Origin of the sequence: Salinimicrobium aquimaris (assembly GCF_035607535.1) — a bacterium.
In the GTDB taxonomy this organism is placed as follows: domain Bacteria; phylum Bacteroidota; class Bacteroidia; order Flavobacteriales; family Flavobacteriaceae; genus Salinimicrobium.
The window spans coordinates 260,962-285,778 of sequence record NZ_JAYDZX010000017.1 but is presented as its reverse complement, the minus strand read 5'-3'; the positions used below and the strand labels follow the sequence as shown (position 1 = coordinate 285,778).

25 protein-coding genes are annotated in these 24,817 nt (G+C 43.8%); 12 read left to right on the top strand and 13 right to left on the bottom strand.

Annotated features, from left to right (window positions below):
* Positions 1-49 precede the first annotated feature (49 nt).
* A complete protein-coding gene (locus VR862_RS14960) occupies positions 50-730 on the top strand; it encodes a YceI family protein (RefSeq protein WP_324721834.1) in 681 nt (226 codons plus the stop codon).
* Positions 731-778: 48 nt separating this feature from the next.
* Here the strand turns inward: VR862_RS14960 and VR862_RS14955 are convergent, their stop codons facing one another.
* Genes VR862_RS14955 through VR862_RS14945 form a run of 3 tightly spaced genes read right to left on the bottom strand, consistent with a single transcriptional unit; the run spans position 779 to position 2,918 of the window.
* Positions 779-1,684 carry a TIGR01777 family oxidoreductase gene (locus VR862_RS14955; protein ID WP_324721833.1) on the bottom strand — a complete coding sequence of 302 codons (906 nt, stop codon included), beginning with the start codon at positions 1,682-1,684 and terminating at the stop codon, positions 779-781.
* Between the two features lie 55 nt (positions 1,685-1,739).
* Positions 1,740-2,423 (bottom strand): tRNA (5-methylaminomethyl-2-thiouridine)(34)-methyltransferase MnmC2, encoded by a 684-nt coding sequence (mnmC2, locus tag VR862_RS14950; RefSeq protein ID WP_324721832.1) that lies wholly within the window; start codon positions 2,421-2,423, stop codon positions 1,740-1,742.
* 3 nt (positions 2,424-2,426) lie between these two features.
* On the bottom strand, positions 2,427-2,918 hold the full coding sequence (locus VR862_RS14945; protein ID WP_324721831.1) for a DUF4920 domain-containing protein: 492 nt from the start codon (positions 2,916-2,918) through the stop codon (positions 2,427-2,429).
* 106 nt (positions 2,919-3,024) lie between these two features.
* Here VR862_RS14945 and VR862_RS14940 point away from each other — a divergent pair, with 106 nt between their 5' ends.
* A complete protein-coding gene (locus tag VR862_RS14940) occupies positions 3,025-4,098 on the top strand; it encodes a branched-chain amino acid aminotransferase (RefSeq protein ID WP_324721830.1) in 1,074 nt (357 codons plus the stop codon).
* On the opposite strand, the gene VR862_RS14935 is transcribed toward VR862_RS14940, so the two are convergent.
* Positions 4,095-5,096 carry a Gmad2 immunoglobulin-like domain-containing protein gene (locus tag VR862_RS14935; RefSeq protein WP_324721828.1) on the bottom strand — a complete coding sequence of 334 codons (1,002 nt, stop codon included), beginning with the start codon at positions 5,094-5,096 and terminating at the stop codon, positions 4,095-4,097. The two genes, VR862_RS14940 and VR862_RS14935, sit on opposite strands and share 4 nt — an antisense overlap.
* A 1,294-nt stretch (positions 5,097-6,390) precedes the next feature.
* Positions 6,391-6,780 (bottom strand): pyrophosphohydrolase domain-containing protein, encoded by a 390-nt coding sequence (locus VR862_RS14930; RefSeq protein WP_324721827.1) that lies wholly within the window; start codon positions 6,778-6,780, stop codon positions 6,391-6,393.
* 33 nt (positions 6,781-6,813) lie between these two features.
* Between VR862_RS14930 and VR862_RS14925 the strand changes: the two genes are divergently transcribed.
* Positions 6,814-7,002: a hypothetical protein gene (locus tag VR862_RS14925; protein ID WP_324721826.1), complete on the top strand. Its 189-nt coding sequence runs from the start codon at positions 6,814-6,816 to the stop codon at positions 7,000-7,002.
* Between the two features lie 63 nt (positions 7,003-7,065).
* On the opposite strand, the gene VR862_RS14920 is transcribed toward VR862_RS14925, so the two are convergent.
* Positions 7,066-9,105: a dipeptidyl-peptidase 3 family protein gene (locus VR862_RS14920; protein WP_416384503.1), complete on the bottom strand. Its 2,040-nt coding sequence runs from the start codon at positions 9,103-9,105 to the stop codon at positions 7,066-7,068.
* Positions 9,106-9,267: 162 nt separating this feature from the next.
* Here VR862_RS14920 and VR862_RS14915 point away from each other — a divergent pair, with 162 nt between their 5' ends.
* A complete protein-coding gene (locus tag VR862_RS14915) occupies positions 9,268-10,296 on the top strand; it encodes a GyrI-like domain-containing protein (protein ID WP_324721825.1) in 1,029 nt (342 codons plus the stop codon).
* Positions 10,293-10,664 (top strand): fluoride efflux transporter CrcB, encoded by a 372-nt coding sequence (gene crcB / locus VR862_RS14910; RefSeq protein ID WP_324721824.1) that lies wholly within the window; start codon positions 10,293-10,295, stop codon positions 10,662-10,664. The genes VR862_RS14915 and crcB overlap by 4 nt, the downstream gene beginning before the upstream one ends.
* Here crcB and VR862_RS14905 read toward each other — a convergent pair.
* From VR862_RS14905 to VR862_RS14890, 4 genes are all read right to left on the bottom strand, one after another.
* Complete coding sequence (locus VR862_RS14905) at positions 10,661-11,266, bottom strand: DUF1684 domain-containing protein (RefSeq protein WP_324721823.1); 606 nt, start codon at positions 11,264-11,266, stop codon at positions 10,661-10,663. The two genes, crcB and VR862_RS14905, sit on opposite strands and share 4 nt — an antisense overlap.
* Positions 11,263-12,675: a hypothetical protein gene (locus tag VR862_RS14900; RefSeq protein ID WP_324721822.1), complete on the bottom strand. Its 1,413-nt coding sequence runs from the start codon at positions 12,673-12,675 to the stop codon at positions 11,263-11,265. The genes VR862_RS14905 and VR862_RS14900 overlap by 4 nt, the downstream gene beginning before the upstream one ends.
* 106 nt (positions 12,676-12,781) lie before the next feature.
* Positions 12,782-12,973, bottom strand: a complete 192-nt coding sequence (locus VR862_RS14895) for a cold-shock protein (RefSeq protein ID WP_029035283.1) — start codon at positions 12,971-12,973, stop codon at positions 12,782-12,784.
* Between the two features lie 74 nt (positions 12,974-13,047).
* Positions 13,048-13,662: a MarC family protein gene (locus VR862_RS14890; protein ID WP_324721821.1), complete on the bottom strand. Its 615-nt coding sequence runs from the start codon at positions 13,660-13,662 to the stop codon at positions 13,048-13,050.
* A 164-nt stretch (positions 13,663-13,826) separates the two neighbouring features.
* Here VR862_RS14890 and VR862_RS14885 point away from each other — a divergent pair, with 164 nt between their 5' ends.
* The 5 genes from VR862_RS14885 (at position 13,827) to VR862_RS14865 (ending at position 17,917) form a co-directional block, all read left to right on the top strand.
* The gene (locus tag VR862_RS14885; RefSeq protein ID WP_324721820.1) at positions 13,827-14,411 is read left to right on the top strand and encodes a DNA polymerase ligase N-terminal domain-containing protein; all 585 of its coding nucleotides are present in this window, start codon (positions 13,827-13,829) and stop codon (positions 14,409-14,411) included.
* 12 nt (positions 14,412-14,423) lie between these two features.
* Positions 14,424-15,245, top strand: a complete 822-nt coding sequence (ligD, locus tag VR862_RS14880; RefSeq protein ID WP_324721818.1) for a non-homologous end-joining DNA ligase — start codon at positions 14,424-14,426, stop codon at positions 15,243-15,245.
* Positions 15,246-15,251: 6 nt separating this feature from the next.
* A complete protein-coding gene (locus VR862_RS14875) occupies positions 15,252-15,680 on the top strand; it encodes a YkvA family protein (RefSeq protein WP_324721817.1) in 429 nt (142 codons plus the stop codon).
* Positions 15,681-15,693: 13 nt separating this feature from the next.
* Complete coding sequence (locus tag VR862_RS14870; protein WP_324721816.1) at positions 15,694-16,170, top strand: hypothetical protein; 477 nt, start codon at positions 15,694-15,696, stop codon at positions 16,168-16,170.
* Positions 16,171-16,288: 118 nt separating this feature from the next.
* The gene (locus tag VR862_RS14865; protein ID WP_324721815.1) at positions 16,289-17,917 is read left to right on the top strand and encodes a T9SS type B sorting domain-containing protein; all 1,629 of its coding nucleotides are present in this window, start codon (positions 16,289-16,291) and stop codon (positions 17,915-17,917) included.
* 418 nt (positions 17,918-18,335) lie between these two features.
* On the opposite strand, the gene VR862_RS14860 is transcribed toward VR862_RS14865, so the two are convergent.
* Positions 18,336-21,767: a methylmalonyl-CoA mutase family protein gene (locus tag VR862_RS14860; RefSeq protein ID WP_324721813.1), complete on the bottom strand. Its 3,432-nt coding sequence runs from the start codon at positions 21,765-21,767 to the stop codon at positions 18,336-18,338.
* 183 nt (positions 21,768-21,950) lie between these two features.
* On the opposite strand from VR862_RS14860, the gene VR862_RS14855 reads away from it, so the two are divergent.
* Both VR862_RS14855 and VR862_RS14850 read left to right on the top strand, forming a co-directional pair.
* Positions 21,951-22,655 (top strand): DUF4197 domain-containing protein, encoded by a 705-nt coding sequence (locus VR862_RS14855; RefSeq protein WP_324721811.1) that lies wholly within the window; start codon positions 21,951-21,953, stop codon positions 22,653-22,655.
* 311 nt (positions 22,656-22,966) lie between these two features.
* Entirely contained in the window at positions 22,967-23,152 is a 186-nt protein-coding gene (locus VR862_RS14850; RefSeq protein ID WP_324721809.1) for a Lacal_2735 family protein, read from the top strand.
* On the opposite strand, the gene VR862_RS14845 is transcribed toward VR862_RS14850, so the two are convergent.
* The gene (locus VR862_RS14845; RefSeq protein ID WP_324721807.1) at positions 23,134-23,931 is read right to left on the bottom strand and encodes a helical backbone metal receptor; all 798 of its coding nucleotides are present in this window, start codon (positions 23,929-23,931) and stop codon (positions 23,134-23,136) included. The genes VR862_RS14850 and VR862_RS14845 overlap by 19 nt on opposite strands.
* A gap of 63 nt (positions 23,932-23,994) precedes the next feature.
* Positions 23,995-24,804 (bottom strand): orotidine-5'-phosphate decarboxylase, encoded by an 810-nt coding sequence (pyrF, locus tag VR862_RS14840; protein ID WP_324721806.1) that lies wholly within the window; start codon positions 24,802-24,804, stop codon positions 23,995-23,997.
* Between the last annotated feature and the right edge of the window lie 13 nt (positions 24,805-24,817).

Sequence of the window (24,817 nt, the reverse complement as noted above, 5' to 3'; positions counted from 1 at the left end):
AATGATCTAACTATTGTTTAATTTTGGCCGATAAACTATAAACAAAATCATGAAGAAGACCGTTTTAAACTTTGTACTTGTAGCAGGAATTACCTTTGGTACTGTTTCCTGTAAAAACGATAAGGAAAATAAGGTAGAGCCGGAAGAAGCTCAGGAAGCTGCAGTTTCTGCCGAAGATGCAATGACCTATGAAATCGACACCACCGAATCTACTATAAAGTGGAGAGGTACCAAACCTACCGGCGAGCACCAGGGAACTATAGATATCCAGGAAGGATCTCTTATGGCCACGTCTGAAGAGATCACTAGCGGTAAGGTTATTATAGACATGAATTCTATCACTGTGACCGATGAAGGTATGGCCGACAAGGATAAAAGAAGCCTTGAAAATCACCTCAAAGGTACAGTTGAAGGTAAGGAAACCGATTTCTTTAACGTGAAGAAATATCCTACTGCTACTTTTGAGATCACCGGTGTCACCGAGGAGAACGGGCAAAAAATGTTACAAGGTAATCTTACTTTAAAAGAAGAAACCAAAAACATCAAGTTCCCGGTGCGAACAAGCCTTGGAAATGAGACGATCATCCTAACCAGTGATGCCTTTGTTATTGACAGAACCGATTGGGGAGTGAACTATGGTTCAAAATCTGTTTTTGATAACCTGGGAGATAATTTTATTAGTGATGATATGGAATTGACAATTAATGTCACCGCCAGAAGAGCACAATAATCCACACCTTTCAAAAATGCAGAAAACCGGCCTTGTTGCCGGTTTTTTTTATGTCAGCAGATCTTTGACCGCAGGCCTCAGGTTCACAAAATTGAAGCTGAAGCCTTCCTGCTGGATCTTGCTGCTGCTTACCAGCTGACTACCTAACACAACGCCTGACATTTCCCCCATTACGAGCTTTAAAGCCGCACCTGGAACTTTTGGCAACCAGAGTTTCTTATCCAGAGCATGAGCCACTTCTTTTGTCAATTCTTCATTAGTTGCAGGATTCGGTGCCACCCCGTTAAAAACTCCGGTGAGACCGTTGGAAATTATATAGAGAAACATCCTGGCCAGGTCATGGATGTGGATCCACGATTGCCATTGTTTCCCCGAACCTAAAGGTGCTCCAAGGTTGTATTTCACAGGCTTCATGATCTGGGGCAGCGCTCCACCCTCGGCAGAAAGGACAATTCCTATCCGTACCTTGGCCACACGAAGCTTAAGGTCATTAAATTTATCTGCAGCGGCCTCCCACTTCTGTGAGACCTCTCCCAGGAAATCATTGGCTAGCTGTGTACTGTCCTCCTCATACATTTTACTCCTTGAGCTTGGATAGATCCCAATGGCACTCGCAGATACCAGTTGCCCCACCTGGTGAGGGTTACTCTTTAAAGTTCGGTGCAAAAGGTTAAGAGAGTCTATCCTGCTTTTCAGGATCTTTTTCTTGTTTGAAGCTGTCCAGGGTTGAAACACACTGGCACCTGCCAGGTTAATAATAGCTCCAACGCCTTCGAGGCATCTTACATCTATTTCTCCGGTTGAGGGATTCCAGTAGTAGCCGCGGAAGGTTTCATTTTTTTCGATTTTTCCCTTGCTCGTAGTAAGGAAATTGATATTGATCCCCTGCTCATGGCACAATCGGGTGATCTCTGAACCTACCAGGCCTGTGGCTCCGGTTATTAGAATTCGCATTTTTGTTTTGAATTTACAGGAAATCTATTAGAAAATGTTGTGGTTTATTAAAGGTTTAACAGGCTCCCATCTTCGTTGCCCGCAGCATTTCCCGCTTTCCGGGCGGTCCTGCCAATCGCTCTACAGTAAAGCCGGCAGCCTGCATGGCCCGTCTTACATCCCCTTTTGCCGAGTATGTCACCAGCACTCCTTTTTCCCTTAAGGCTCTATACATATTTCTGAAGACCTCTTCGCTCCACAGGTCCGGTTGTACACGCGGACCAAAGGCATCAAAGTAAATGAGATCAAAATCTTCAAATGCTGAAATTTCACTAAAAAATTTCTTCTCCTTCTGAAGGCTGAAAAATGTCGAAATTTTGTTTGGCTTTTCCCATTCCGTCTCGTGCAGCTTTTGAAATACTCCGGAAGTATTCTCTCCCGAAACGACTTCAGCATAATCCAGCGCCTTTAGTTCTTCTTCGGAAACCGGATAAGCCTCCACTCCCGTGTAATTCATTTTCACCCTCGCTTTTTCAGCTTCAAAAAAGCTGAGCAGGGCATTGAGTCCGGTTCCAAATCCTATTTCAAGGACTGAAATCTCTTCAGGTTTGTTTTCTGATAAATAGTGTTTGAATCCCGACTTGATAAAAACATGCTCTGCCTCCTGTAAAGCCCCGTGTTTTGAGTGGTAATGCTCGTTCCATTCAGGCAGATAAATAGTCGCCGAACCGTCCCTGGTTTTAATGATCTCCCGTTTCAAAACTTATTTTTTAATTTTCACTCCATCTGCCAGGAAAGATAAAGTTATGGAAGGTTCGGTTATTGCTTTTACTTCGACTTCCGTTTTACCGGCATCTTCGGCATAATGTCTTTGATCTTCAACAGACATTTCGATCACATAGGCCTTGCCTTCCATGATAACCTCTTTATTTTCAATATCTTTAGGCACAAAAAAAGCATAGTCCTTAAACCTCACCATCACTTCCCGACCATCTTCCAGGGCTACGTTCATCCAGCAGCCTTTTTTCTTACAAACCGAAGCCACATCGGCCTTGAAAGTGACACTTAAAGTGTCCCCTACATTTAGGTTCTCATAGCGCTCCTGCATCTGGTAATCCGAAAGAATGTTCTGCATGTCAACTTCCTCTCCTACAGAAAAATAAAGGTCATTTTTACCCGTGCTTTTTTCCTGAGAAAAGCCGGCAAAATTTATCATTATGAAGGTTAATACCAGTAAATAATTGAAATTCTTCATGATCTTCCTGTTAAAGCTTTAGAAAATTTAAATTAAGATAAAATTAGTTATTTCACACCTTTAGAACCTGTATTAATTTCGGTAAATTTGCAGCAAATAAACAACCATGAAAAATATCCCTCTCGCAATCGATGTAGTTGAAGCAAAAACTTCAAAGATCGATTCGGTTGATTTTGATAATTTGATCTTCGGTAATGTGTTTGCAGATCACATGATGGAATGTGATTACATCGATGGTCAATGGCAAAATCCGGTTATAAAACCTTACGGTCCCATTCAGCTGGATCCATCGGCAAAAGTTTTCCACTATGGACAGGCAATCTTTGAAGGCATGAAAGCTTTCAAAGACGATGAAGACCAGGTATGGCTTTTCCGTCCTATGGCAAACATCGATCGCTTTAATAAATCTTCAAAAAGACTTGCAATACCCGAATTCCCTGAAGATCTTTTCCTTGAAGGGCTGGAAACGCTTTGTGACCTTGACCGCGACTGGGTGAAAAAAGGCTTTGGAAATTCCCTTTACATTCGTCCTTTTGTGATCGCTACAGAAAGTGGGGTTTCAGCTTCGCCTTCAAAAACATATAAGTTCATGATCATCTGTTCTCCCGCCAAATCATACTACAGCGGCGAGGTGCGGGTGATATTCGCAGAAAAATTCAGTCGCGCTGCCGACGGCGGAGTAGGATATGCAAAAGCTGCCGGAAATTACGGAGCGCAATTCTATCCAACCAATCTGGCCAAGGAAGAAGGTTTTCAGCAAATCATATGGACAGATGCCAATTCTCACGAGTACCTCGAGGAAGCTGGTACCATGAACATTTTCTTTAGAGTAGGTGACAAGCTGCTCACAGCTCCTACCAGTGACCGTATCCTCGATGGTGTGACCAGAAAAAGTGTACTTACCCTTGCTGAAGAATTTGGAATTGAAGCTGAAGTAAGACGGGTCCAGGTTTCTGAGATCGTAAAAGCTGCCGAAGAAGGGGAGTTAAAGGAGATCTTTGGATCGGGTACTGCGGCAACGATCAATCCTGTAAGAGGTTTTGGTCACCAGGGCAGAAAATTCGAATTGCCGGAGATGGAAAATTCCTATGCCTCCTTCTTCAAGAAAAAATTGATGGAGATCCAGTATAACAAAGTAGAGGATAAATTTGGCTGGAGATATCTTGTGAAAAAGAATTAATTAAAGATAACCGGAATCCGTAGCATCCTGTCATGCTCCGGTTTTCCTGAAGCATTGGCGCGGCTAAAGATCAAATAGCCGCGCTTTTCTTTCGTATCAAATTCCAGCTGGCCGCTAAAAGGCACCCAATCTTCGGTCATCCATTCTCCCTGCGCCTCCATATAACTTTCTGCCAGTTCTTTTCCACTTTCAGTAACCAGCCGTACCGGTGCAGTACCTTCAAAGAACCAGTAGCCTTTTGCCTCTCCTGAAATTTTTAAAGGAGAAGTTACAACCGAATCTTTTTCAGGTTTTTCCACTTTGATCAATTGTGAGATCTCCTGGCGATCCCGGTTAGGATCTGTGAAATATAAACTCTCTAAAATGCCATTTAAAGCTTCTCTTTTTTCTTCGGAAACCTCACCATAGAATTTCATGGCGTCACCTTCCATAGGATTACATTGCTCCATGGGAATCTCTTCCCCTGTATTGGCACTGAAGCATTCTGCCCGGAAGTTGTTCACCTCGTAAAAAATGTAGATTCCGCCATATTGATCCCAACCCGGAGGCGGAGATTGGAAACTTAGGCTTATCGCCCATGGTTGACCGTTTTCCATTACATAGACGAAAGAGTTTTGTCTGTCTACATTAAAAGATAAAGGCAGGTCTCCCTCCCAATCCTGCAAAGTTTTTCTGGGTCCGCCGGGACCATCAACTCCGAAGCCTTTTGGCAAAACAGCTATATAAGCCATGGAAGCATCATTATGTACTGCAAATGGCGGTTCCTGTTCGATTTCCCTGTCGTAAAAATTGATCACCGGACTTTCCCCCGGCAGCTGCCCTTCAAAGACTTCAAATCCCTCCGGAATTTCTGCCGAAAAATGCCATTTTTGAGAGGTGTATTCCGTTGTGCTTTCTTCGGGTTCAGGTGTGGGATCAATTGGTTCTGACGGCTGCTCTGCCTTGTTACCGGAATTACGACAGGAAAAAAGTAACAGGGCGAATAGTATAAAGATCATTGTTCTCATACTTACAAGATAATTGAAAAAGACGTGAGAGCCAAGGATCAAGAGACAAGACTGTTACGAGTTGCGGGTTGCGGGTTGCGGGTTGAAAAAGGGTTGCAAATTTGCAGGTTGGTTTCGGTTGCCGGTTTCCAGTTGCCAGTAGGGATTTGCCAAAGTTTTCTGCTTTTCGACCTATAAATTCACTCTGTAAACCTAAAAATGTTGAAATGAACTGTGGTAAATCTCTGTACAGGAAGTGGAGGTTGGATTGGGTGTGCGTTGCGGGTTACGTGTTCTGGGTTGAAATTGTTGCAGGTTACAAGTTTCAGGTTGTTTCGGTTGCCGGTTACCGGTTACCGGCAATAAGATTTGCCAAAGTTCTCTGTTTTTGACTTATATATTCAATTTATAAACCTAGAGGTATTGAAATGATCTTTGGTAAATCTCTGTACAGGAAGTGGAGGTTAGATTAGGTGCGAGTTGCCGGTTGCGGGTTGAAAAAGGGTTGCAGGTTGCCAGTTGCCGGTTGGGATTTGCCAAAGTTTTCTGTTTTTGACCAATTAATTCAATTGTAAACCTAAAAATGTTGAAATGAACTTTGGTAAATCTCTGTACAGGAAGTTGAGTTTAGATTTGGTGCGGTTGCGCGTTGCGAGGTGCGGTTTGAAAAAGGGTTGCAGCTTTCCTGTTGCCGGTTGCCGGCGAAAATGCGAAGAGAGTCTTTTTTTTTCCAAATGTGCTAGTTGTAATGAAAGATATTCTTCGATCCGCAAAAGCTACTCTCTGAATGACAGTCCTCTGCGCAAATCTGCGGGATCAGCGGGAAACTTTTTGTTGCGGGTTTCCTGTTGCGTGTTTCGGGTTGAAATTGTTGCAGGTTACGAGTTTCAGGTTGTTTCGGTTGCCTGTTGCCAGTTGCCGGCGGAAAGATTTGCCAAAGTTTTCTGTTTTCGACCTATGAATTCAATCTGTAAACCTAAGGATGTTGAAATGAACTTTGGTAAATCTCTGTACAGGAAGTTGAGGTTAATTTAGGTTGCGAGGTGCGGGTTGCGGGGTGCGGGTTGCGGGTTGCGGGTTGCACGTTTCGAGTTGCGGGTTGAAAAAGGGTAGCCGATTACCAGTTGCCGCGGTAAGATTTGCCAAAGTTTTCTGTTTTTTGACTTATAAATTCACTTCGGAAACCTAGGGATGTTGAAATGAACTTTGGTAAATCTCTGTAGATCTTTGCCGGTTACTTTACTGGAATTTGATGTTTGGAATTTGGTGCTTTTTTTTTAGGAAGTTATTCCTTAGTCCTTATTCATTAAACATTAGAAAGTATCTTTTCCAAATTGGGTTGTGAATAATTAGGGCCTTTTAAGACTTTTCCGTCTTCCCTGTAGATAGGTTTGCCGTCGGGACCGAGTTTGCTCATGTTACTGCGCTGGATCTCCTCAAAGACATCAGCTATCTTATGCTGCAGGCCGTGCTCTATTATGGTTCCGCAGAGAATGTAGAGCATATCGTCAAGAGCATCTGCCACCTCCACCAGATCTCCGTTCTTTGCAGCTTCAAGATATTCCTCGTTCTCCTCTTTCATCAATTCATACCTCAACTGCACTTTTTCAGCAGGAAGGTCGGCTGTAGGATCCATATTAACACCCAAACCAAAAGCTTCGTGAAACTCCTGTACTGCGGCTAAGCTTTTTTTCATCTTAATGCTTTAAATTCGCATAAAATTAGAAAAATGTTTAGCACGGGGCAGATTATCTTCGGCGTATTGTTCTTTATTGTTTTTGCAGGTATTATTTTCTTCAGCTACCGCAAAGACCTTAAACTCCACCGCAAGTATTACAAAGGCACCATTTATATTTTGCTGGGATTCATTGCTTTTATCCTGCTTTTGTTCGTTCTAAAAACGTATCTCAAAGGATAGGTTTGAGCATAAAAAAACCGCCACTCCTTCCGGAATGACGGTTTCTTTTGAACCTTTCAGCAATTAGTTGTCCATTGGAAGGACATCATAGTTTTTGGAGTACTCAAGCATTTGCTCTTCAAAAGATGTTGGCTGTACTACCTTGATAGCAGTGATTTCGCCATTAGCATCCATCTCAGGAACAAGTACAGGGTTTACGAATCCGCTATAAGGAGCAGACTTGAATTGAGCATTTCTCTCAAGAACTTCAGCATGAATTTCCTGATCCACTTTTACCCCGTAATTCTCAACCAGGTCTTTAGCTGCCTGGTAATCTCCTTCAGATTTTATCCTTTGGGTCTCTCTTAAAAGATCCCCAAAAAGTTCCCGCAATGCAGCATAATCGGTAATATTGAAATAAGTTTTTCCTTCTCTGCTCACTTTTTCGATGATACCGCGGTCACGACCTTTTTCGAATACCCATGCACTCACCCACTGGCGGTTTCTCATGTGCGCCTCTTCAATATCGGCTCCCGGCTCAAGTCTAATGAGCTGAGTCATCAACCCATTTCTTATGTAACCGTCATAAGCTGCTTTTCCAAGCTTTTCATGATCATCGACCAATCCAAGTTCTTCAAGTTTTGGATCCATTAGATAGTAAAGACCTACAAGATCTGCACGTCCCTCTTCCAAAGTAGAAGCATAGCTTTTCAAGGTTTCCTTGGTTTCTCCTACTCCCGGATTCAGCTGACCTGAGGCGTGCCCCACGACCTCGTGAAGCGCAGTGTGAAGTTTATCGGCAAGTTCGCCATATTCTTTCTCAAGTACTACCTCCTCCTCGTCATGAGCGAATTCTTCCAGTCTTCCGGTGCTGCCGGCATTGTTATAAGCTTCAATAATATTTCCAAGGGAAACAGATTTACTTCCGTGCTCCTTTCTTATCCAGTTCGAGTTTGGAAGGTTTACCCCAATCGGTGTCGCCGGTGAAGCATCTCCTGCTTCTCCTGCTACGATTACCGTTTTATAGGTAACTCCAACCACAGAATCTTTTTTGTGCTCTTCCATTAGAGGTGCATGGTCTTCAAACCACTGTACATTCTCTTCAAGCACCTGCATCTTCTTGCTCATATCAAAGTCCTTGATCTGCACGATAGTTTCATAAGAACCGGTGTAGCCCAGAGGGTCGTTATAAACTTCAATAAAGCTGTTGATGTAGTCGATGTTCCCTTCGGTAGCTTTTACCCATGCAATATTGTATTCGTCCCAGGTTTGAAGATCCCCTGTCTTATAGTAGTCGATCAACAGCCCAAGTGCATCTGCCTGCTGTTGATTTTCGGCAACTCCTTTAGCTTTCTCAAGCCAAAAAATGATCTTGTCTATCGCAGCACCGTACATGCCACCGCTCTTATATACCTTTTCGACGATCTGTCCATTCTCTTTTACCAGTTTGGAGTTAAGACCAAATGCAAGAGGTTTATTGGGATCGGGAGATTTTTTAGTGGCGTAGAACTGCTCTACATCCTTTGCAGTAATACCTTCACCGTAAAAATTTACTGCAGATCCTTCTACCAATCCTTTCGACTCATCAAGATTCACCTTTTTGGCATCTTTGTCGTTAAAGATCACCTCATAAGGCTCTCCTGTCAACTCTGTTCCGGTTTCGCCCAACAGCGTATCGAAATATTCTTTGCTAAAGCCCGGCTTCAGCTTATCCATGGAATAATGGTGGTGGATCCCGTTCGAGAACCAAACCCTCTTAAGGTAAGTTTCAAAGTTCTTCCAATCATCTGTAGTCTTGTCACCTTCATAGCTGGTGTAGATATTTTCAAGCGCTTCACGGATCTTTAGGTTATGCCTGTAATTCTGATCCCAGATAATGTCTCTTCCGCTAAGACCAGCCTGGGTTAAATAATAAACTAATTTTTGCTCCTTAAGACTGAGATCTTCCCAGCCGGGGATTTGATAACGTAGCACCTTAACATCGGCAAATTCGTCTACCTGATAGTCAAAGTCACCGGTTTGTTCCACCTCTCCCACTGCTGCAGGATTCTCCATTTTGGAATCTGCGCAGGAAAAAAGAAATACTGCCGTGAAAAGCAGCATCAAATAAGATTTGATTTTCATTTTCTAAAAATTAATTGTGATTAAAAGTAATGGGCAAATGATCAGAAGGAAGGCCGTTTTCACCACCCTTCTGAGCTTTCACCAATATTTAACAAATGTAAGAATTAACATATTCAAATTATTTATATTAGCGTATTAAATACAACAAACGAGCCACCCAACATGAAGATCCTAAAATACCTCCTGTTCCTGCTGTTAATTGTCTTTATTGCAGGATCAATTTACGTTGCAACCAAAGATGGTGCTTACAAGGTTGAGACCGGTAAGCTCATAAATGCCCCGGCGCCTATGCTCTATAGAGAGGTGGCCGATCTTTCCAACTGGAAGACCTGGAATGCCTGGAATGCGATAGAAGGAATGGACATGAATGTAACGGGCGAGGCTATGGCTGAAGGGTCTGCTATAACGTGGCAGGCCGATGAGATTCGTGATGGCAGCATTGCGACGACGGCACTTGTTCCCTATTCCCGCATTGAACAATTGCTCAACATGCAAACCATCATTGGGGAAGCTGAAGGAGAAATCACCTGGACCTTTACCCCAGAAGATGGTGGCACTCGTGTTAATATAACCCTGGAAGGAAACCAGAGCTTTAAAGAGAAACTGGCTTTTAGTATTCAGGATGATGACCTGGCCGATGTTTTCCTGCCGATCTTTACTGCAAGTCTGGAAAATCTTGAAGAAAATGTGATCCGAAAAATGGAAGCATATTCCATAAACGTGGACGGTGTGACCGAACATGGGGGCGGGTACTATATGTACACTACTACAGCTGCCCGCATGGGCGAAGTCAATACCCGCGCAGCAAGTATGATCGCCCAGGTGAAGGTTTATATGGAACAGAATAATATTTCCATTAGCGGCAGACCGCTTATTATCTATAATCAAAGGAATGATCGCAGCGGTACGACCATCTTCTCCACCGGGGTACCAACGCCGAGCCAGGTGATCACTCCTGCAGGTAGTGAGATCCTCAACGGCTATCTTGAACCGCAAAAGGTGGTGAAAACAACTTTAAAAGGCCACCATAAAAATGCTTCGGAAGCATGGGAAGCCACCTATCGCTACATCGAAGAGAACGGACTCATTGTAGATCCACAGGGGCAGCCTTTTGAGATTCTTATTACAGATCCTACTGAAGTTGATAACCCTGCATTGTGGGTGACAGAAATCTACATACCGGTAGAATGATAAAACAGATCCTGCTTGTTTTCCTGGGTGGCGGAGTTGGCAGTGTTCTTCGGTTTCTTCTTTCCCGGAACTTAAACCAAATTTCCGCAATCCCGCTGGGAACCCTGCTGGTGAACTTCTGCGGAAGTTTAATCATAGGACTTGTTCTGGGACTTGGATTAAAACAGGAAGTGCTTTCTGCCAACGCTACTCTATTACTCGCAACAGGCTTCTGTGGTGGATTCACTACATTTTCGGCTTTTAGTTTCGAGAACCAGGCCCTGTTGAAGGCCGGGGACTACCTCAACTTCGGAATTTATTCCGCCGGAAGTATAGTCCTGGGGATTGCGGCAGTTCTTCTTGGACTTTGGCTTGCCAAGATGGCTTAGGATTTCTTATACGTTTTCACCCCGGCATTAACTGCTATTTCAAGGTGATTCTCTTTTGGCGGGATAGGGCACGAATAGCCACCGCTATAAGCACAGTAGGGATTGTAAGCCTTATTAAAATCCAGTTCTATATATTTTTCTGTAGGTATCGTCATGTCCAGGTATCTTCCTCCCGAATAAGTTGCCTCTCCATTAGTGAGGTCTGTAAAAGGCAAAAAAAGATAATCCTTGTATTCTTCGGTTTGAGATAAGCTGAGGCTTTGGTAGACATTCAACTTGAACTCTTTCCCCTTCAGGTTGAAGTAAAGCTCTCCATATTTCACGTACATCTTCATTTTTTCTGAAGTGGTGGGCATGGCAAAAGGAACTTCGTTAGGTGTCCTTAGAAATTCTGCTGTAACTTTAAAGGCAGGATCAAAGGAAAAGAACTCCAGACCTGCAAACTGCTCACGCTCTTCCTTCGGCAAAGGAGATTCTGCAGGATCTTTAAATTCAGAATTTATCTTTTCCTGAAAAGCTATAAAAGCAGAGTCGGGTTCTACGTGCTGTGCGACGGCTTGTACAGCAAACACGAGAAATATTAAGGATCTCAAAAATGTCATTTTTGACCCGGTATTTCGGCATCATAGAACCTGGAGGTGCCAAGATAATTCTCAATGATCTGGTTATATTCGGGCGTTAACCTCAACCCAAGCGTGCCTTCAATATTGTAAAGATTATCAAGATTTGTATACCCGTGCTTCAGCATCTCTTCGAGGTAGAAATAGGCTGTAGGGAAATCATTGTCCTGTGCGCTTAGAGAAATAATATTGCGATAGGCATCATAGGCATGGGGATCAAAAATGGTTTGGATCATATTCGCAACAAGTTTGCTTTCCAGGGGAGTGCGGTTCTTGTTCAGGTCCTTCCGCTTTATCCACACATATTCATCGATGAAATCTTTTAGTCTGAGCGCCATTTTAGCTTCAGCATTATTTTTCTGTGCCAGGGAGTCCAGCTGATTTTTCTGGTAATTCCACCACCCCAGATTTTCAAAATTGGCAGTACGAATATCCTCTTCCAGGTAATAAATAAAGTCATCCATCAATCTGGCTTCTTTCTCTGAAATTACCTGCTGTTCTCTTTTTTGCTGAAGGAAATTTCGCGAGCGCCTAAGCTGATCCTGTTTTGCCCTTATTTCATTGAGGCTGATGAAACCCTCGTACTTATCTTCCATGAGGTTCAAAAGAGCATCTGCATTCATAAGCTGATTATTGCTCATGAATTTGTTCACCCTTGACATATCCATGTTGTAGAGCTGCTCAATCAAATTTACATCTACAGGTCGCAATTTACTGCGCATAGCTTCCAGAGTGAGCGATCCTACTGCGGCGCTCACGATCTCCGGTTGCGGCCACTCTTCATTACCCGAATAGGTATAGACCTGCGATGGAAACCTTAGGTGAGACAAAGCGCCGGCCGTGCTTTTTATACCTGAATCGGCAAACTGCTCATCGCCAACAATTCCTATAAAAACAAAATTCTTTTTCCCATTGAGCATTTCAAAATTGATCCAGTGGTCACCTACTGCGATGGTTCCAAAAATATTGTCAAAGACCAGGGGAATTGAAGTCGCCACCCGGGCTCCTGCCATTGAACCTATAGTAGAGACCTGGTTGAGATCGATTGGCAGCACCCCCGCAAGGTGCTGCATTAGCCTCGCTCCGGTTCGCAGGTTTTGCTCAAGATCTTTCTGCCGGTTAATATCATTGGAAGATACTATGATGTAGCCCTGCTCTTCGGCAGTACGGCTAAAAAGCTGGGCAGCGGTTCTACCCCGTCCTTCGGCATCAAACACGAACAATACCGGCCACGATCTTTCGTTCTGGTAGCTCCTGGGAAGATATAAGGCATAGCTGTCATTAAGAGTATCAGAGATCTTCAGATCGTCTACTACCACTCCTTTCTTTACAAGAAATTCCTGAGCAGACATTTGTAGGCTCAGCAATAAAAAAAAGATGATCTTTTTCATGGAATTAAGGTAGTGAAATTTCTAAAATGTACTGCAGGATTTCACTTCAGGGCATAAAAAAAGCCTTACAAAATGTAAGGCTTAGGATAAATATCAAAAATTGAGACTATGCTTGTCTCACGTTTACTGCATTTACACCTTTTCTACCTTCTTCAAGGTCGAAAGTTACTTCGTCATCCTGTCTAATCTCGTCAACAAGACCGTTAGCATGTACGAAATACTCGTCGTTTGATTCTTCGTCTTTAATAAATCCGTAACCTTTTGATTCGTTAAAGAACTTAACTGTACCTTTATTCATTATATAAATTTAAATTGACGGCGAAGGTACGACTATAAAAACGATAACCTACTAAAAATCAATTTATTATTTATTTATTCCAAAAAGGCGATGTGAATCCCCTGTATCAGCATGTTAACTCCAATAATGGCAATGATAAGTCCCATTATTTTCTCCACCACCACGATCTTATTGGCACCAATATAGCGAACGAGGTATTCACTGGAAAGGAAAGCGAGGTGATTTAGGTACATCACCAGTGCAAACATCACCAGGATAATTCCCAGTTGCATGTAAGTCGCTGTGGTAGTAAAGTTCATAGCTGTTACGATCGTACCGGGGCCCGCCAGGATAGGTATTCCCAGGGGAGAAATAGATATCTCCTCGTTAAAGTTCACTTCTTTTTGATTATCAATACTGGAAACCTGGGCCCTAATCATTTCAAATCCAACAAAAAATACAAGGATCCCTCCTGTGATCTTGAACGCCGGGATGGTCAAACCGAAGAAGTCGAAAATATATTTACCAAGAATAATAAAACCTGAAACTATGACGAAGGCAGTAAAGGTCGCTTTCCGGGAAATGGTCTTTCGCGTTGGCCGGTCTGCCTGGCGCGTGAGGCTAAGGAAAATTGGAACGTTCCCTACCGGATTATTGATAGCAATGAATCCTGTGAAAACGGCTATGGCAAACACCCATATTCCCTCCATTTCTTGTCTAGTGTAGTGGTTAGTGCCGGTAAAAGTATTTAAAATAAATCAGCTGTAAAAACCGCGACATCTGCACCCACTTTCTCTCTTCAAGTTTTGAGACTTCTTTAACGAAGCTACAGACGCAATTTTTGTACTTTTTCGATTCAGGAATAAAGGGATTCATGAAGACTTACAACGAAAAAAGGGATTTCAGCAAAACCAAAGAACCTAAAGATGTCCCTTCAAAAAAGCGGAATAAAGAACCAATTTTTGTCATTCAGAAGCATGACGCCACCAATCTTCACTACGATTTTCGGCTTGAAATAGATAATACCCTTAAATCCTGGTCGGTTCCTAAAGGTCCCAGCACAGATCCTTCAGTAAAAAGAATGGCGATCCCTACAGAGGACCATCCTATTGCCTACGCCGATTTTGAAGGAGTAATTCCGCAGGGAGAATATGGGGGTGGTACAGTAATGATCTGGGACACCGGAACGATCGAAAGCAACAAGAAAGACGATGAGGGAAACATAATTTCACTGGAGGAGAGTTTCAAGGCCGGTAGTATAGAGGTCACTCTGCATGGAAAAAAGCTCAAAGGTGGTTACAACCTGGTGGAAATGAAAGGCGGAAGAATGAAGGGAAACTGGCTGCTCATGAAACAGGATGATGCCGAAGCCGATGCCCGCCGCAATCCTGTGAGCACCCAATCTAAAAGTGTGGTCACCGGAAGAACCTTGAAGCAGATCGAAAAAGATGAATCATAAAACGCCTAGTCAATGAAAGTAGCCGGAGTGGAGATCTCGAGTGCCGATAAAATTATTTTTCCGAAGAAGAAGATCACCAAGGGAGACATGGTGATGTATTATGAGAGGATCGCGCCACTCATGCTGCCATATTTAAAAAACCGGCCTCTCACCCTGCATCGCTTCCCCAGCGGAATTAAGGAAAATGGCTTCTACCAAAAAAACGCTTCCGATTATTTTCCCGACTTCATTAAAACAGTTGAAATAGAAACAGAGGAAGGCACCAATACCCAAATCCTTTGCAATGATGTCAAAACACTTGTCTACCTCGCAAATCAGGGCACCGTGGCTTTTCACATATGGCTAAGTAAAAAGGAAAAACTGCGACAACCGGACAAAATAGTATTCGATCTGGATCCTTCAGAAAACGATTTTGAAAAAATAAAAGAAGGAGCAAAAGCATTGAAAAGTTTGCTCCAGAAAAAAAATATTGATCCTTCTCTTATGACGAGCGGAAAAAGCGGCTTACATTTATACTACAAAATAAGGCGTGGGAAGGATTTTGATCAGGTGAAAGAGATAGCCCGTGAAATTGCTGAAGAAGCAGAAAAACAGGAACCCGATCTCTTTACTACCCAGATTAGAAAGGATAAACGCAACGGAAAGATATTCGTAGATTACCTGCGCAATGCCTATGCCCAAACCGCTGTTTGTCCTTACTCCCTAAGAGCGACAGAGGAGGCCGGTATTGCGACTCCGCTGGAGTGGGATGAACTTTCCCGCATCAAAAGCGCCTCAGAATACAACATTGAGAACATATTTAGAAGAACCGGACAATTAAATTCAAATAAATAAAAGAAAATGAAGGAAATCACTCCCGAAGAAGCTAATCGCGCATTAAACGAACAAGCAGAAAAAGTAGAGAAAAAAGACCTGGAAAAGGTGTTGGCGAAGGAGCAAAAGATAGAAGACAAGTTTCGCAATAACGAATCAATGAGCGGATATTTGGCCAAGGCCAAGAGCATGTTTGGTCTTATACGGGATTACTGGAACGGAAATTACCGCCAGGTCCCATGGAAGACCATTGCTGCAGTAGCCGGAGCCCTGCTCTACGTTCTTATGCCACTCGACCTTATCCCCGATTTTATTCCTGTTGCAGGTTTCCTGGATGACGCCGGGGTTATTGCTGCATGTCTCGCCCTGGTGAGTGATGATCTTGTTACCTACGAAAAATGGAAAATGCACCAGGATAATTCGATTAAAAGCAAGTCTGAAGATACCCTTACCTAGTACGGTTTTGTCAATGAAAAAAGATAAACTGGAAAAAATGCCATTGTACAAAAAAGCAATGGAAATTTTCGACATAGTAGACCGGGTGCGACAGCTTGTTCCCGAAGAAAATGAGTTCACACAATCTGTAGCCCAGAACATGTATGTCGATGCCCTGCAGCTAGCTCCTAAAATTGCGGGAGCAGAAGCGGTCGACCTGTACGACATAAAAATGGAGAATGCCGCCATTATAAGGAAGTGCGCCCGGGAAATATATGTGGGCTGCAATGGTTTTCTCATGGAAGGTTTTAAGGAAATGGAATACCTGGAAATGTTACGGGCCGAAATAGAAGAATTTCGGGTATTATTTGCCGAGTGGGTAAAAACCTTCGACCAGTGGAATTATATTATTGACCGCTGGGGTTTGTTTAATCCACCGGGAGTCAATTACGATGACAAAGATCCCGATGATGATATTCCGTTTGATAATCCTTTTGATGAAGAGGATTAGCCCTTCGAAAATGGCAAATTCCTCCGTTATTCTTGAGACAACAAAAAAAACCTAACTTGCTCCTGCTGAAAGTAAACTCTTAAAAAAGGGATTTCAGAACAACATTTTTGGGGCAGTAATGAAACTTATTATCAATAATATTGAGGAGGATCAGTCGAAATTTTTTTGGCTGGTCCTTCTTTTATTTAGCACGATCTTTTCGATTGAAGCTCAAACTTCACTTAATGATTGTTCCGGGGCGATAGAAGTTTGCGGAAATGGAGCCATTTCCAGTAATGCTACGGGTGTGGGAGAGCAGGAGATCGGGATGAATGCCTGCTCCAGCATGGAACACAACAGTTTGTGGATAAGAATCGAAATTACTAAAGCAGGTACTCTGGGATTTACGCTATCTCCTACAAGTCCTAACCTGGAAGTGGATTACGATTTCTTCATTTTTGGCCCAAACGCCAGCTGCGGAAATCTGGGGGAGGCAATTCGCTGTTCCACTACAAATCCTTTAGCATCGAATCAGGCGGATAATCTTACCGGAATGAACGACCAGGAATCAGAAACTTCTGAAGGTCCGGGTGCTGATGGAAACAGTTTCGTTAGATCGCTTGATGTGCTTCCGGGAGAATCCTACTTTATTGTAATCGACCGGCCAATTGGGCAAAGTCCTTTCGACCTGGAATGGACCGGCACCTCCACCGTTGGCGGCTTTCCTTTTCCCGAAGGAGTTGAAGTGAATAAACCCGATGATCTCATTAAGTGCGGTATAAATGGCACTGCAGAATTTGACCTTTTTGACACCCGGGATGAGATCACCTCCCAGCCGCAAACAGAAATTAAATATTTTGCCCAGCTCGCTCAGGCTATAGACAACACCAATGAACTTTCTTCCCGCTATACCAGCTCGCTACCAAACAAAACGATCTATGCAAGGGTAGAAAACCTGGCTACGGGTTGTTCGGAGATCGTAGATTTTTCCCTCATTGTAAATCCCGGTCCATCTATTAAGACCGGGGTGAATTTCGGAATATGTGATCTGGACCTGGACGGACTGGCTACTTTTGATCTGGAACAGGTGCAAAATGAAATCCTGGAGGATCTTTCATCTGAAGATCATTCTATTTCTTTTTTTTCTTCTGAAGAGGATGCAATAAATGACATTTCTGAAATTAATTCCGCTCAAAATTTTTCCGGCGGAAGAATTTTTGCCCGCGTGGAAGAGATCAATGGGTCGGAATGTTTTAGCATTGCTGCTGTCGATCTACAGGTGAACGAACCTGTGAGCATACCCGGTCTTTCAATTGCCGACCAGAATTTACGGGTGGCTTCCAAAAAAATTATAGTTGCGACCAGGCCTGAATTGGATTATGCCGTAAATGATCCTAACGGACCTTATTTTCCCGGTCCCGGAATCGGTAATGTTCCTGCAGGCATGAATACCCTTTACATTCGGAATGCAGATCGCTGTGAGATCACCTCCTTGGATGTCCTGGTTCCTGAATTTGCTGCTGCCTTTAGTCCGAACAACGACGGGATCAATGACAACTGGTACGTAAGTACCGGAAATTATCCTGTACCCGAAAGGCCGGTAACAATATTTGACCGCTACGGAAAATTACTTTCCCGATTCTTCGTCAACTCCGGAAGCTGGGACGGCACGTTCAATGGCAGCGAATTACCCGCAGATGATTACTGGTTCGAATTCTCTCTTCCCGAAAATGGGATTTTAAGAGGACATTTTAGTTTGGTTAGATGATTAACCATTTCAGGGCTTCAAACCCTGAAGAGTTGTAACTGGAACGAAAAAACCTCACAGGTTTTTGAAACCTGTGAGGTTTGATTCTTAATTGATCCCGAGTCGGCTGCGCCTCTCGGGACAAGCCTGCCTACCGACAGGCAGGCGATTCGTACACTTTTTGGTGAGAACAAATTTCCCGAAAAAAAGATCCCAATATCGCTAGCGCTCATCGGGATAAGCAGCCTGCACTATTTTATAATTTTCCAGAACTAAACTCCGGTCTACAAGATCCCGAGTCGGCTGCGCCTCTCGGGATAAGCGATTCGCACACTTTTAGGTGAAAACAAACTTCCCGAAAAAAAGATCCCGAGTCGGCTGCGCCTCTCGGGATAAGCGATTCGCACACTTTTTGCAAAAGCAAAAAGTGGCTCTCTGCTTACATATTTCTCCTATACTGCCCTCCTACTTCAAATAAAGCAGTGGTGATCTGACCAAGGGAACAGACCTTTGTGGCTTCCATAAGCACTTCAAAGATATTCTCGTTTTGAATAGCTGCCTTTTTTACCTTTTCCAGGGTCTCCTGCTCCAGTTCTTTTTTGGCCTCGTGAAGATTCTGTAGCGTTTCGATCTGGTTTTGCTTTTCTTCCTCGGTAGCCCGAATTACCTCTCCCGGAGTGACTGTAGGCGAGCCGGTAGAACTAAGGAAGGTATTCACCCCAATGATGGGGAAATCGCCGTTGTGCTTGAGAGTTTCGTAATACAGACTCTCCTCCTGAATTTTACTGCGTTGATACATGGTTTCCATGGCTCCGAGCACTCCGCCTCTTTCGGTAATGCGGTCGAACTCCTGCAGTACAGCTTCCTCCACAAGGTCGGTTAGTTCTTCTATGATAAAGGCTCCCTGAATAGGATTTTCATTCTTCGCCAGACCTAATTCTTTATTGATGATCAACTGAATTGCCATCGCTCTTCTTACTGAAGCTTCTGTTGGCGTGGTGATCGCCTCATCATAAGCGTTTGTATGCAGCGAATTACAGTTGTCGTAGATCGCGTAAAGCGCCTGAAGCGTAGTTCTTATATCGTTAAAATCGATCTCCTGCGCATGAAGGGATCTTCCGGAGGTCTGGATGTGATACTTCAGCATCTGTGCCCGCGGGTTCGCACCATATTTGTACTTAAGCGCCTTTGACCAGATCTTTCTCGCTACCCTTCCAATTACTGCATATTCGGGATCAATTCCGTTCGAAAAGAAGAACGAGAGGTTAGGTCCGAACTTGTTGATGTCCATTCCCCTGCTCAGGTAATATTCCACATAGGTGAATCCGTTGGCCAGTGTAAGTGCCAGCTGCGTGATAGGATTGGCTCCGGCTTCGGCGATATGGTAACCTGAAATAGATACGGAATAGAAATTCCGTACATTCTCCCGAATAAAATATTCCTGTACATCCCCCATTAATCTCAACGCGAATTCCGTAGAGAAGATACAGGTGTTCTGCGCCTGATCTTCCTTCAGGATATCCGCCTGTACTGTTCCACGAACCTGGCTTAGCGTTCTTTTCTTGATGTCGGCATAAACATCTGCCGGCAGCACCTGGTCACCGGTAACTCCGAGAAGCATTAATCCAAGGCCGTCATTACCTTCAGGAAGCTGCCCGCGATATTTTGGCTGCTCCATTCCTTTCTCATCGTAGATCTTTTTGATCTTCTGCTTCACTTCCTCTTCCAGTCCATTCTCCACTATGTATTTCTCACATTGCTGATCAATAGCTGCATTCATGAAGAATCCAAGCAACATGGGCGCGGGACCGTTGATGGTCATACTTACCGAGGTCATAGGATCGGCAAGATCAAATCCGGAATACAGTTTCTTGGCATCATCAAGACAGCAGATGGAAACTCCAGAGTTCCCGATCTTTCCGTAGATATCGGGTCGGCGGTCTGGGTCATTTCCGTAGAGCGTAACCGAATCAAAAGCAGTAGACAGCCTCTTTGCAGGCATCCCAAGACTCACGTAGTGGAAACGGCGGTTAGTACGTTCCGGCGAGCCTTCCCCGGCAAACATCCTGGTTGGATCCTCTCCCTGTCGCTTAAAGGGATATAATCCGGCGGTATATGGGAATTCCCCGGGGACGTTCTCCTGCAGGCACCATCTTAAAATGTCACCCCAGGCCTGATATTTTGGAAGCGCCACTTTCGGGATCTGCGTGTGGGAAAGAGATTCGGTATGGGTTTCGATCTTTATTTCCTTATCCCTTACTTTAAATGAATATATAGGATCTTTATAACGATTTACCTTTTCGTCCCATCCGGTAATGATCTCCCAATTATAGGGATCAAGATCCATTTTTACTTTGTCAAATTCCTTTTTCAGCAGGTTTACCAAATCCTCATTTTCTGAAGTTGTGGCATTCTTCAGATCATCCTCCTCAAGTCCATATTGATTCAAAGCGATCTTAGTCCCGGTTACTGATTCGATGGTCTTATAAATTCCGTAGAGTTTTTGAGCCACTTCGGACTGCGCTGCAGCTTTTTCATCATACGCCCGGTTGTTCTCGGAAATTTCAGAAAGATAGCGCGTCCTGTTTGGCGGGATCACGAAGATCTTTTCGCTCATTTCTTTTGAGATCTCAAAGGTAGAAACAAATTTGCTTCCCACCTTTTCATCGATCTTATCCATGATCTGCTTGTAGAGCGTATTCATTCCGGGATCGTTGAACTGGGAAGCAATAGTTCCAAAAACCGGAAGATTGTCGGCATTCTCATGCCACAGTCCGTGATTACGCTGATATTGTTTTTTGACATCACGAAGGGCATCCAGTGCTCCGCGCTTATCAAACTTGTTGATCGCCACAAGATCGGCAAAGTCGAGCATGTCAATCTTTTCCAGCTGAGTAGCCGCCCCGAATTCGGGCGTCATAACGTATAGAGACACATCCGAATGCTCCAGGATCTCGGTATCAGATTGCCCAATTCCGGAAGTTTCCAGAACAATAAGGTCGTAATTTGCCGCTTTAAGCACTTGTATCGCTTCAGCAACATATTTTGAAAGCGCAAGATTTGATTGACGCGTTGCCAAAGATCTCATATAGACCCGCGGATTGTTGATCGCATTCATCCTGATACGATCTCCTAAAAGGGCACCTCCGGTCTTCCTTTTTGAAGGGTCAACAGAAATGATCCCAATGGTCTTCTCGGGAAAATCCATAAGAAAACGGCGTACGAGCTCGTCTACAAGAGAGGATTTCCCGGCACCACCGGTTCCGGTAATCCCTAAAACAGGAATTTCAGATTTCTCATTTTCAGAATGGATCTTATCAAGAGTTTCTTTGGCGACCTCAGGAAAGTTCTCTGCTGCCGAAATTACTCTCGCAATTGCTCCGGGTGTTTTGTTTTCAAGTTCCTTAATTTCCCCATTCAGGGTGTCCCCTAAGGGATAATCAGACTGCTTTACGAGGTCATTGATCATCCCCTGCAGGCCAAGCTCGCGCCCATCATCGGGAGAATAGATACGGGTGATCCCGTAATCCTCAAGCTCTTTGATCTCTTCCGGAAGGATTACACCGCCGCCGCCGCCGAAGATCTTGATGTGACCGGCTCCTCTTTCCTTAAGCAGGTCATACATGTATTTAAAGTACTCGGTATGTCCACCCTGGTAAGAGGTCATGGCAATCGCATTGGCATCTTCCTGTATTGCGCAGTTCACCACCTCTTCCACGCTGCGGTCGTGGCCCAGGTGAATCACCTCAACGCCCGTAGACTGGATGATGCGGCGCATAATATTTATGGCTGCATCGTGCCCGTCAAAAAGGGAAGCTGCAGTGACAATTCTTACTTTATTCTTGGGTTTATAAGGAGCTTGTTGTTCCATTTCTTCGAAATCGTTTTAGGGCGTGCAATTTACGAATTTAGAAACGAAGATGCCATTTTTGAAAGGATATTAAAACTGCCGGCTTTTTTACTGAAAATTCCTGAAAAATGCTTCCACAGCAGGATAACTTTTGTTTATGATTTTAATCCTGAGTTAATGGCTAACTTTGGCAAAAACAGTATTATGAAGAAATTTTTCCTCCTGGCAGTAATCCCTTTCTTTTTAGGTTGTGCCGAGCTGCAACAAATCGCCGACTCCCTTCCGCAGGAAGGCACTACAATTTCTAATGCTGAAGTTGCTGCCGGGCTAAGGCAGGCGCTCGACTTTGGAATTGACAAACAGGTCACCAAACTGGCAAAGGAGGACGGATTCTTTAACAACGAACTGGTGCGCATTGGTCTTCCTCCCGAATTGCAGAAAGTGGACAGAACGCTGCGGGATGTTGGGCTGGACGCCTTAGCCGATGAGGGCCTGAAGGTTCTAAACCGTGCTGCCGAAGAGGCCGTGCAGGAGGCAACCCCCATCTTTGTAAATGCAGTTAAAGAGATCACTTTTACCGATGCCCGCAATATTCTTTTAGGAGATGATACCGCTGCTACAACCTATCTTGCACAAAAAACTACAGATCCCTTGTACTCCAAGTTCAATCCTGTCATTACGACCTCCCTTGAGGAAGTCGGAGCCAACAGAGTGTGGACGAATATTATCAATAGATATAACGCCCTGCCGCTTACAAGCGATGTCAACCCCGATCTTGCCGATTATGTGACGCGGGAAGCATTAAAAGGAGTTTACACGATGATCGCCATAGAAGAAAAAGAGATCAGGAACAATTTTGCTGCCAGAACCACGAATTTACTGAAACGCGTATTTGGTTTGCAGGACTAAAAGATTCAAAATTTAAGGTTCAAGATTCAAGGTTCTAGGTTCAAGGTTCAAGGTTTAAGGTTTAAGGTTTAAGGTTTAAATGATTTGAGGGATTTGGTTTTAATTATTATTCCTTAGACAATAAACCTTGAGGGGATTATTCACAATCATAACCTTTCCTGAACATCGGTAGATCCTGGCTTTCTTTCTGCTAACTCATAAGTTTTTAACAAGAGAAGCAACCCGATCAAGCACTTTTACCAAAAAGTTAACTTTAGGTTATGAAATCTTCGAAAAACCACCGAATATCTTTGTAGTACTAATAATAGTATATGTTTCGATTATTTGAACCCAGGTCTACTTTGGAAAGACTTCGAGAAAAGTACTCGTTTCTTATGCGTCGATCTTTTGAGCTCGCTTTAGTGGATAAACCGCGAAGCGATGTGCTCAACGACAAGGCGTGCAAAATTCTAGAGGAAATCCGTCGAATGGAGAGAAATCAGGAAAGGACAGCCTGAAGCTTCCTGAAGTAAGCAAATGCAGCCGACAAGCGAGACCCGTACCAGCTAAAGAATTCCCCGTCCACAATGTGGACAGATGACATCCCCACCTTTCTTTTCAACGAATCTTTATCTTTATTTTTAAACGGAAATGGCTCGGTAGAAAGTAATACCAGTTCCACATTCTTCTCTTCCAGCTGTTCAAGAGCTACTTCGGGGTACCTGGAATCCTCTTCCGAAAAGACATTTCGAAAACGGTTCAATTCCAGAAGGTGATCGATAAAAGTATCCTTCCCTGCCACCATCCAGGGATCTTTCCAAATGAAATAGGCCACATTTCGCTGAGGCAGCCCTAACATTTCCTTCTGAAAAAGCTCCTTTTCAATACCTATTTTTTCAGCTATTGCTGAAGCCTTTCTAACCACTCCAAAAATCTCCCCGTATTGAAGGATCAATTGCAGGGAGTCATCAATAGTTTTGATATCTGAGACATGAACGGGAGCGAACTTTTCCAGCTCCGCCACCATTTCCTCAGTATTTTCTTCTTTATTGCACAGGATAATTTCCGGATCCAGGGCAGCAATCTTTTCGTAATGCACTTGTTTTGTGCCGCCCACCACCTTTTTTTCCTTCCGAAGCTCTGCCGGATGAACACAGAATTTCGTCACCCCAACGATTTGCTCCCGAAGTCCCAGGTCTACCAGCAGCTCTGTCTGGCTCGGCACCAGGCTCACAATACGCTGCGGAATTTCCTTCAGCTCAATTTTTCGGTCTAACTGATCGTAAAATGTTCTCATAACTCCGGAAATTAAGAGGTGCCAAAAATGTCATTTTTGAGACCTGTTTCAGATAAACACCGGCTACAGAAAAGAAGCCATTTCCTGTTGCAATCTTTCTGCCTCAGCAGCAGCGGCTTCAGCAAAGTCGGCACCTTGAGAAGCATAGATCACAGCACGGGAGGCATTGATAAGTAACCCGACCTTCCTATTCATCCCAAATTCGCAAACTTCCTTGAGGCTCCCACCCTGTGCTCCCACGCCGGGCACTAAAAGAAAACTTTCAGGAATGATCTTCCTTATCTCCCTTAAATGCTCGGCTTTAGTCGCCCCGACTACGTACATAAGATTCTGACCGTTATTCCAGGTCTTGGAAATTTTGATCACTTTTTTATAAAGCTCCTCTCCATCGACCTGCTGGGTCTGGAAATCGTATGCACCGGCGTTAGACGTTAAGGCCAGCAAAATCGTGTGTTTATTCCCGTAAGCCAAAAATGGCTCTACAGAGTCTTTTCCCATATATGGCGCTACGGTGACAGCATCGAAATTGAGGTCCTCAAAAAAGGCTTTTGCGTACATGCCCGAAGTATTGCCAATATCTCCCCTTTTTGCATCCGCAATTGTAAAGATCTCGGGATGTTTCTCGTTCAGGTAATCTATGGTTTTCCCCAAAGCCTTAAAGCCTTTTATGCCATGCGCCTCGTAAAAGGCAAGATTTGGCTTATAAGCCACAGCCAGATGCTGCGTTGCATCAATGATCGCTTTATTGAAGGCAAAAATGGGATCTTCCTCTTTCAACAAATGTTGAGGGATCTTGTTAAGGTCAACATCAAGACCTATACACAGAAAACTTTTTTTTAAGCGTATTTGTTCTGTAAGCTGGGAAGTGGTCATTGGCTGGAAATAA

Excerpts from the sequence above, each read along its gene's own strand:
- VR862_RS14960 (WP_324721834.1), top strand. The coding sequence starts at position 50 with ATGAAGAAGACCGTTTTAAACTTTGTACTTGTAGCAGGAATTACCTTT.
- VR862_RS14955 (WP_324721833.1), bottom strand. The coding sequence starts at position 1,684 with ATGCGAATTCTAATAACCGGAGCCACAGGCCTGGTAGGTTCAGAGATC.
- VR862_RS14945 (WP_324721831.1), bottom strand. The coding sequence starts at position 2,918 with ATGAAGAATTTCAATTATTTACTGGTATTAACCTTCATAATGATAAAT.
- VR862_RS14940 (WP_324721830.1), top strand. The coding sequence starts at position 3,025 with ATGAAAAATATCCCTCTCGCAATCGATGTAGTTGAAGCAAAAACTTCA.
- VR862_RS14935 (WP_324721828.1), bottom strand. The coding sequence starts at position 5,096 with ATGATCTTTATACTATTCGCCCTGTTACTTTTTTCCTGTCGTAATTCC.
- VR862_RS14930 (WP_324721827.1), bottom strand. The coding sequence starts at position 6,780 with ATGAAAAAAAGCTTAGCCGCAGTACAGGAGTTTCACGAAGCTTTTGGT.
- VR862_RS14925 (WP_324721826.1), top strand. The coding sequence starts at position 6,814 with ATGTTTAGCACGGGGCAGATTATCTTCGGCGTATTGTTCTTTATTGTT.
- VR862_RS14920 (WP_416384503.1), bottom strand. The coding sequence starts at position 9,105 with ATGAAAATCAAATCTTATTTGATGCTGCTTTTCACGGCAGTATTTCTT.
- VR862_RS14915 (WP_324721825.1), top strand. The coding sequence starts at position 9,268 with ATGAAGATCCTAAAATACCTCCTGTTCCTGCTGTTAATTGTCTTTATT.
- crcB (WP_324721824.1), top strand. The coding sequence starts at position 10,293 with ATGATAAAACAGATCCTGCTTGTTTTCCTGGGTGGCGGAGTTGGCAGT.
- VR862_RS14905 (WP_324721823.1), bottom strand. The coding sequence starts at position 11,266 with ATGACATTTTTGAGATCCTTAATATTTCTCGTGTTTGCTGTACAAGCC.
- VR862_RS14900 (WP_324721822.1), bottom strand. The coding sequence starts at position 12,675 with ATGAAAAAGATCATCTTTTTTTTATTGCTGAGCCTACAAATGTCTGCT.
- VR862_RS14895 (WP_029035283.1), bottom strand. The coding sequence starts at position 12,973 with ATGAATAAAGGTACAGTTAAGTTCTTTAACGAATCAAAAGGTTACGGA.
- VR862_RS14890 (WP_324721821.1), bottom strand. The coding sequence starts at position 13,662 with ATGGAGGGAATATGGGTGTTTGCCATAGCCGTTTTCACAGGATTCATT.
- VR862_RS14885 (WP_324721820.1), top strand. The coding sequence starts at position 13,827 with ATGAAGACTTACAACGAAAAAAGGGATTTCAGCAAAACCAAAGAACCT.
- ligD (WP_324721818.1), top strand. The coding sequence starts at position 14,424 with ATGAAAGTAGCCGGAGTGGAGATCTCGAGTGCCGATAAAATTATTTTT.
- VR862_RS14875 (WP_324721817.1), top strand. The coding sequence starts at position 15,252 with ATGAAGGAAATCACTCCCGAAGAAGCTAATCGCGCATTAAACGAACAA.
- VR862_RS14870 (WP_324721816.1), top strand. The coding sequence starts at position 15,694 with ATGAAAAAAGATAAACTGGAAAAAATGCCATTGTACAAAAAAGCAATG.
- VR862_RS14865 (WP_324721815.1), top strand. The coding sequence starts at position 16,289 with ATGAAACTTATTATCAATAATATTGAGGAGGATCAGTCGAAATTTTTT.
- VR862_RS14860 (WP_324721813.1), bottom strand. The coding sequence starts at position 21,767 with ATGGAACAACAAGCTCCTTATAAACCCAAGAATAAAGTAAGAATTGTC.
- VR862_RS14855 (WP_324721811.1), top strand. The coding sequence starts at position 21,951 with ATGAAGAAATTTTTCCTCCTGGCAGTAATCCCTTTCTTTTTAGGTTGT.
- VR862_RS14850 (WP_324721809.1), top strand. The coding sequence starts at position 22,967 with ATGTTTCGATTATTTGAACCCAGGTCTACTTTGGAAAGACTTCGAGAA.
- VR862_RS14845 (WP_324721807.1), bottom strand. The coding sequence starts at position 23,931 with ATGAGAACATTTTACGATCAGTTAGACCGAAAAATTGAGCTGAAGGAA.
- pyrF (WP_324721806.1), bottom strand. The coding sequence starts at position 24,804 with ATGACCACTTCCCAGCTTACAGAACAAATACGCTTAAAAAAAAGTTTT.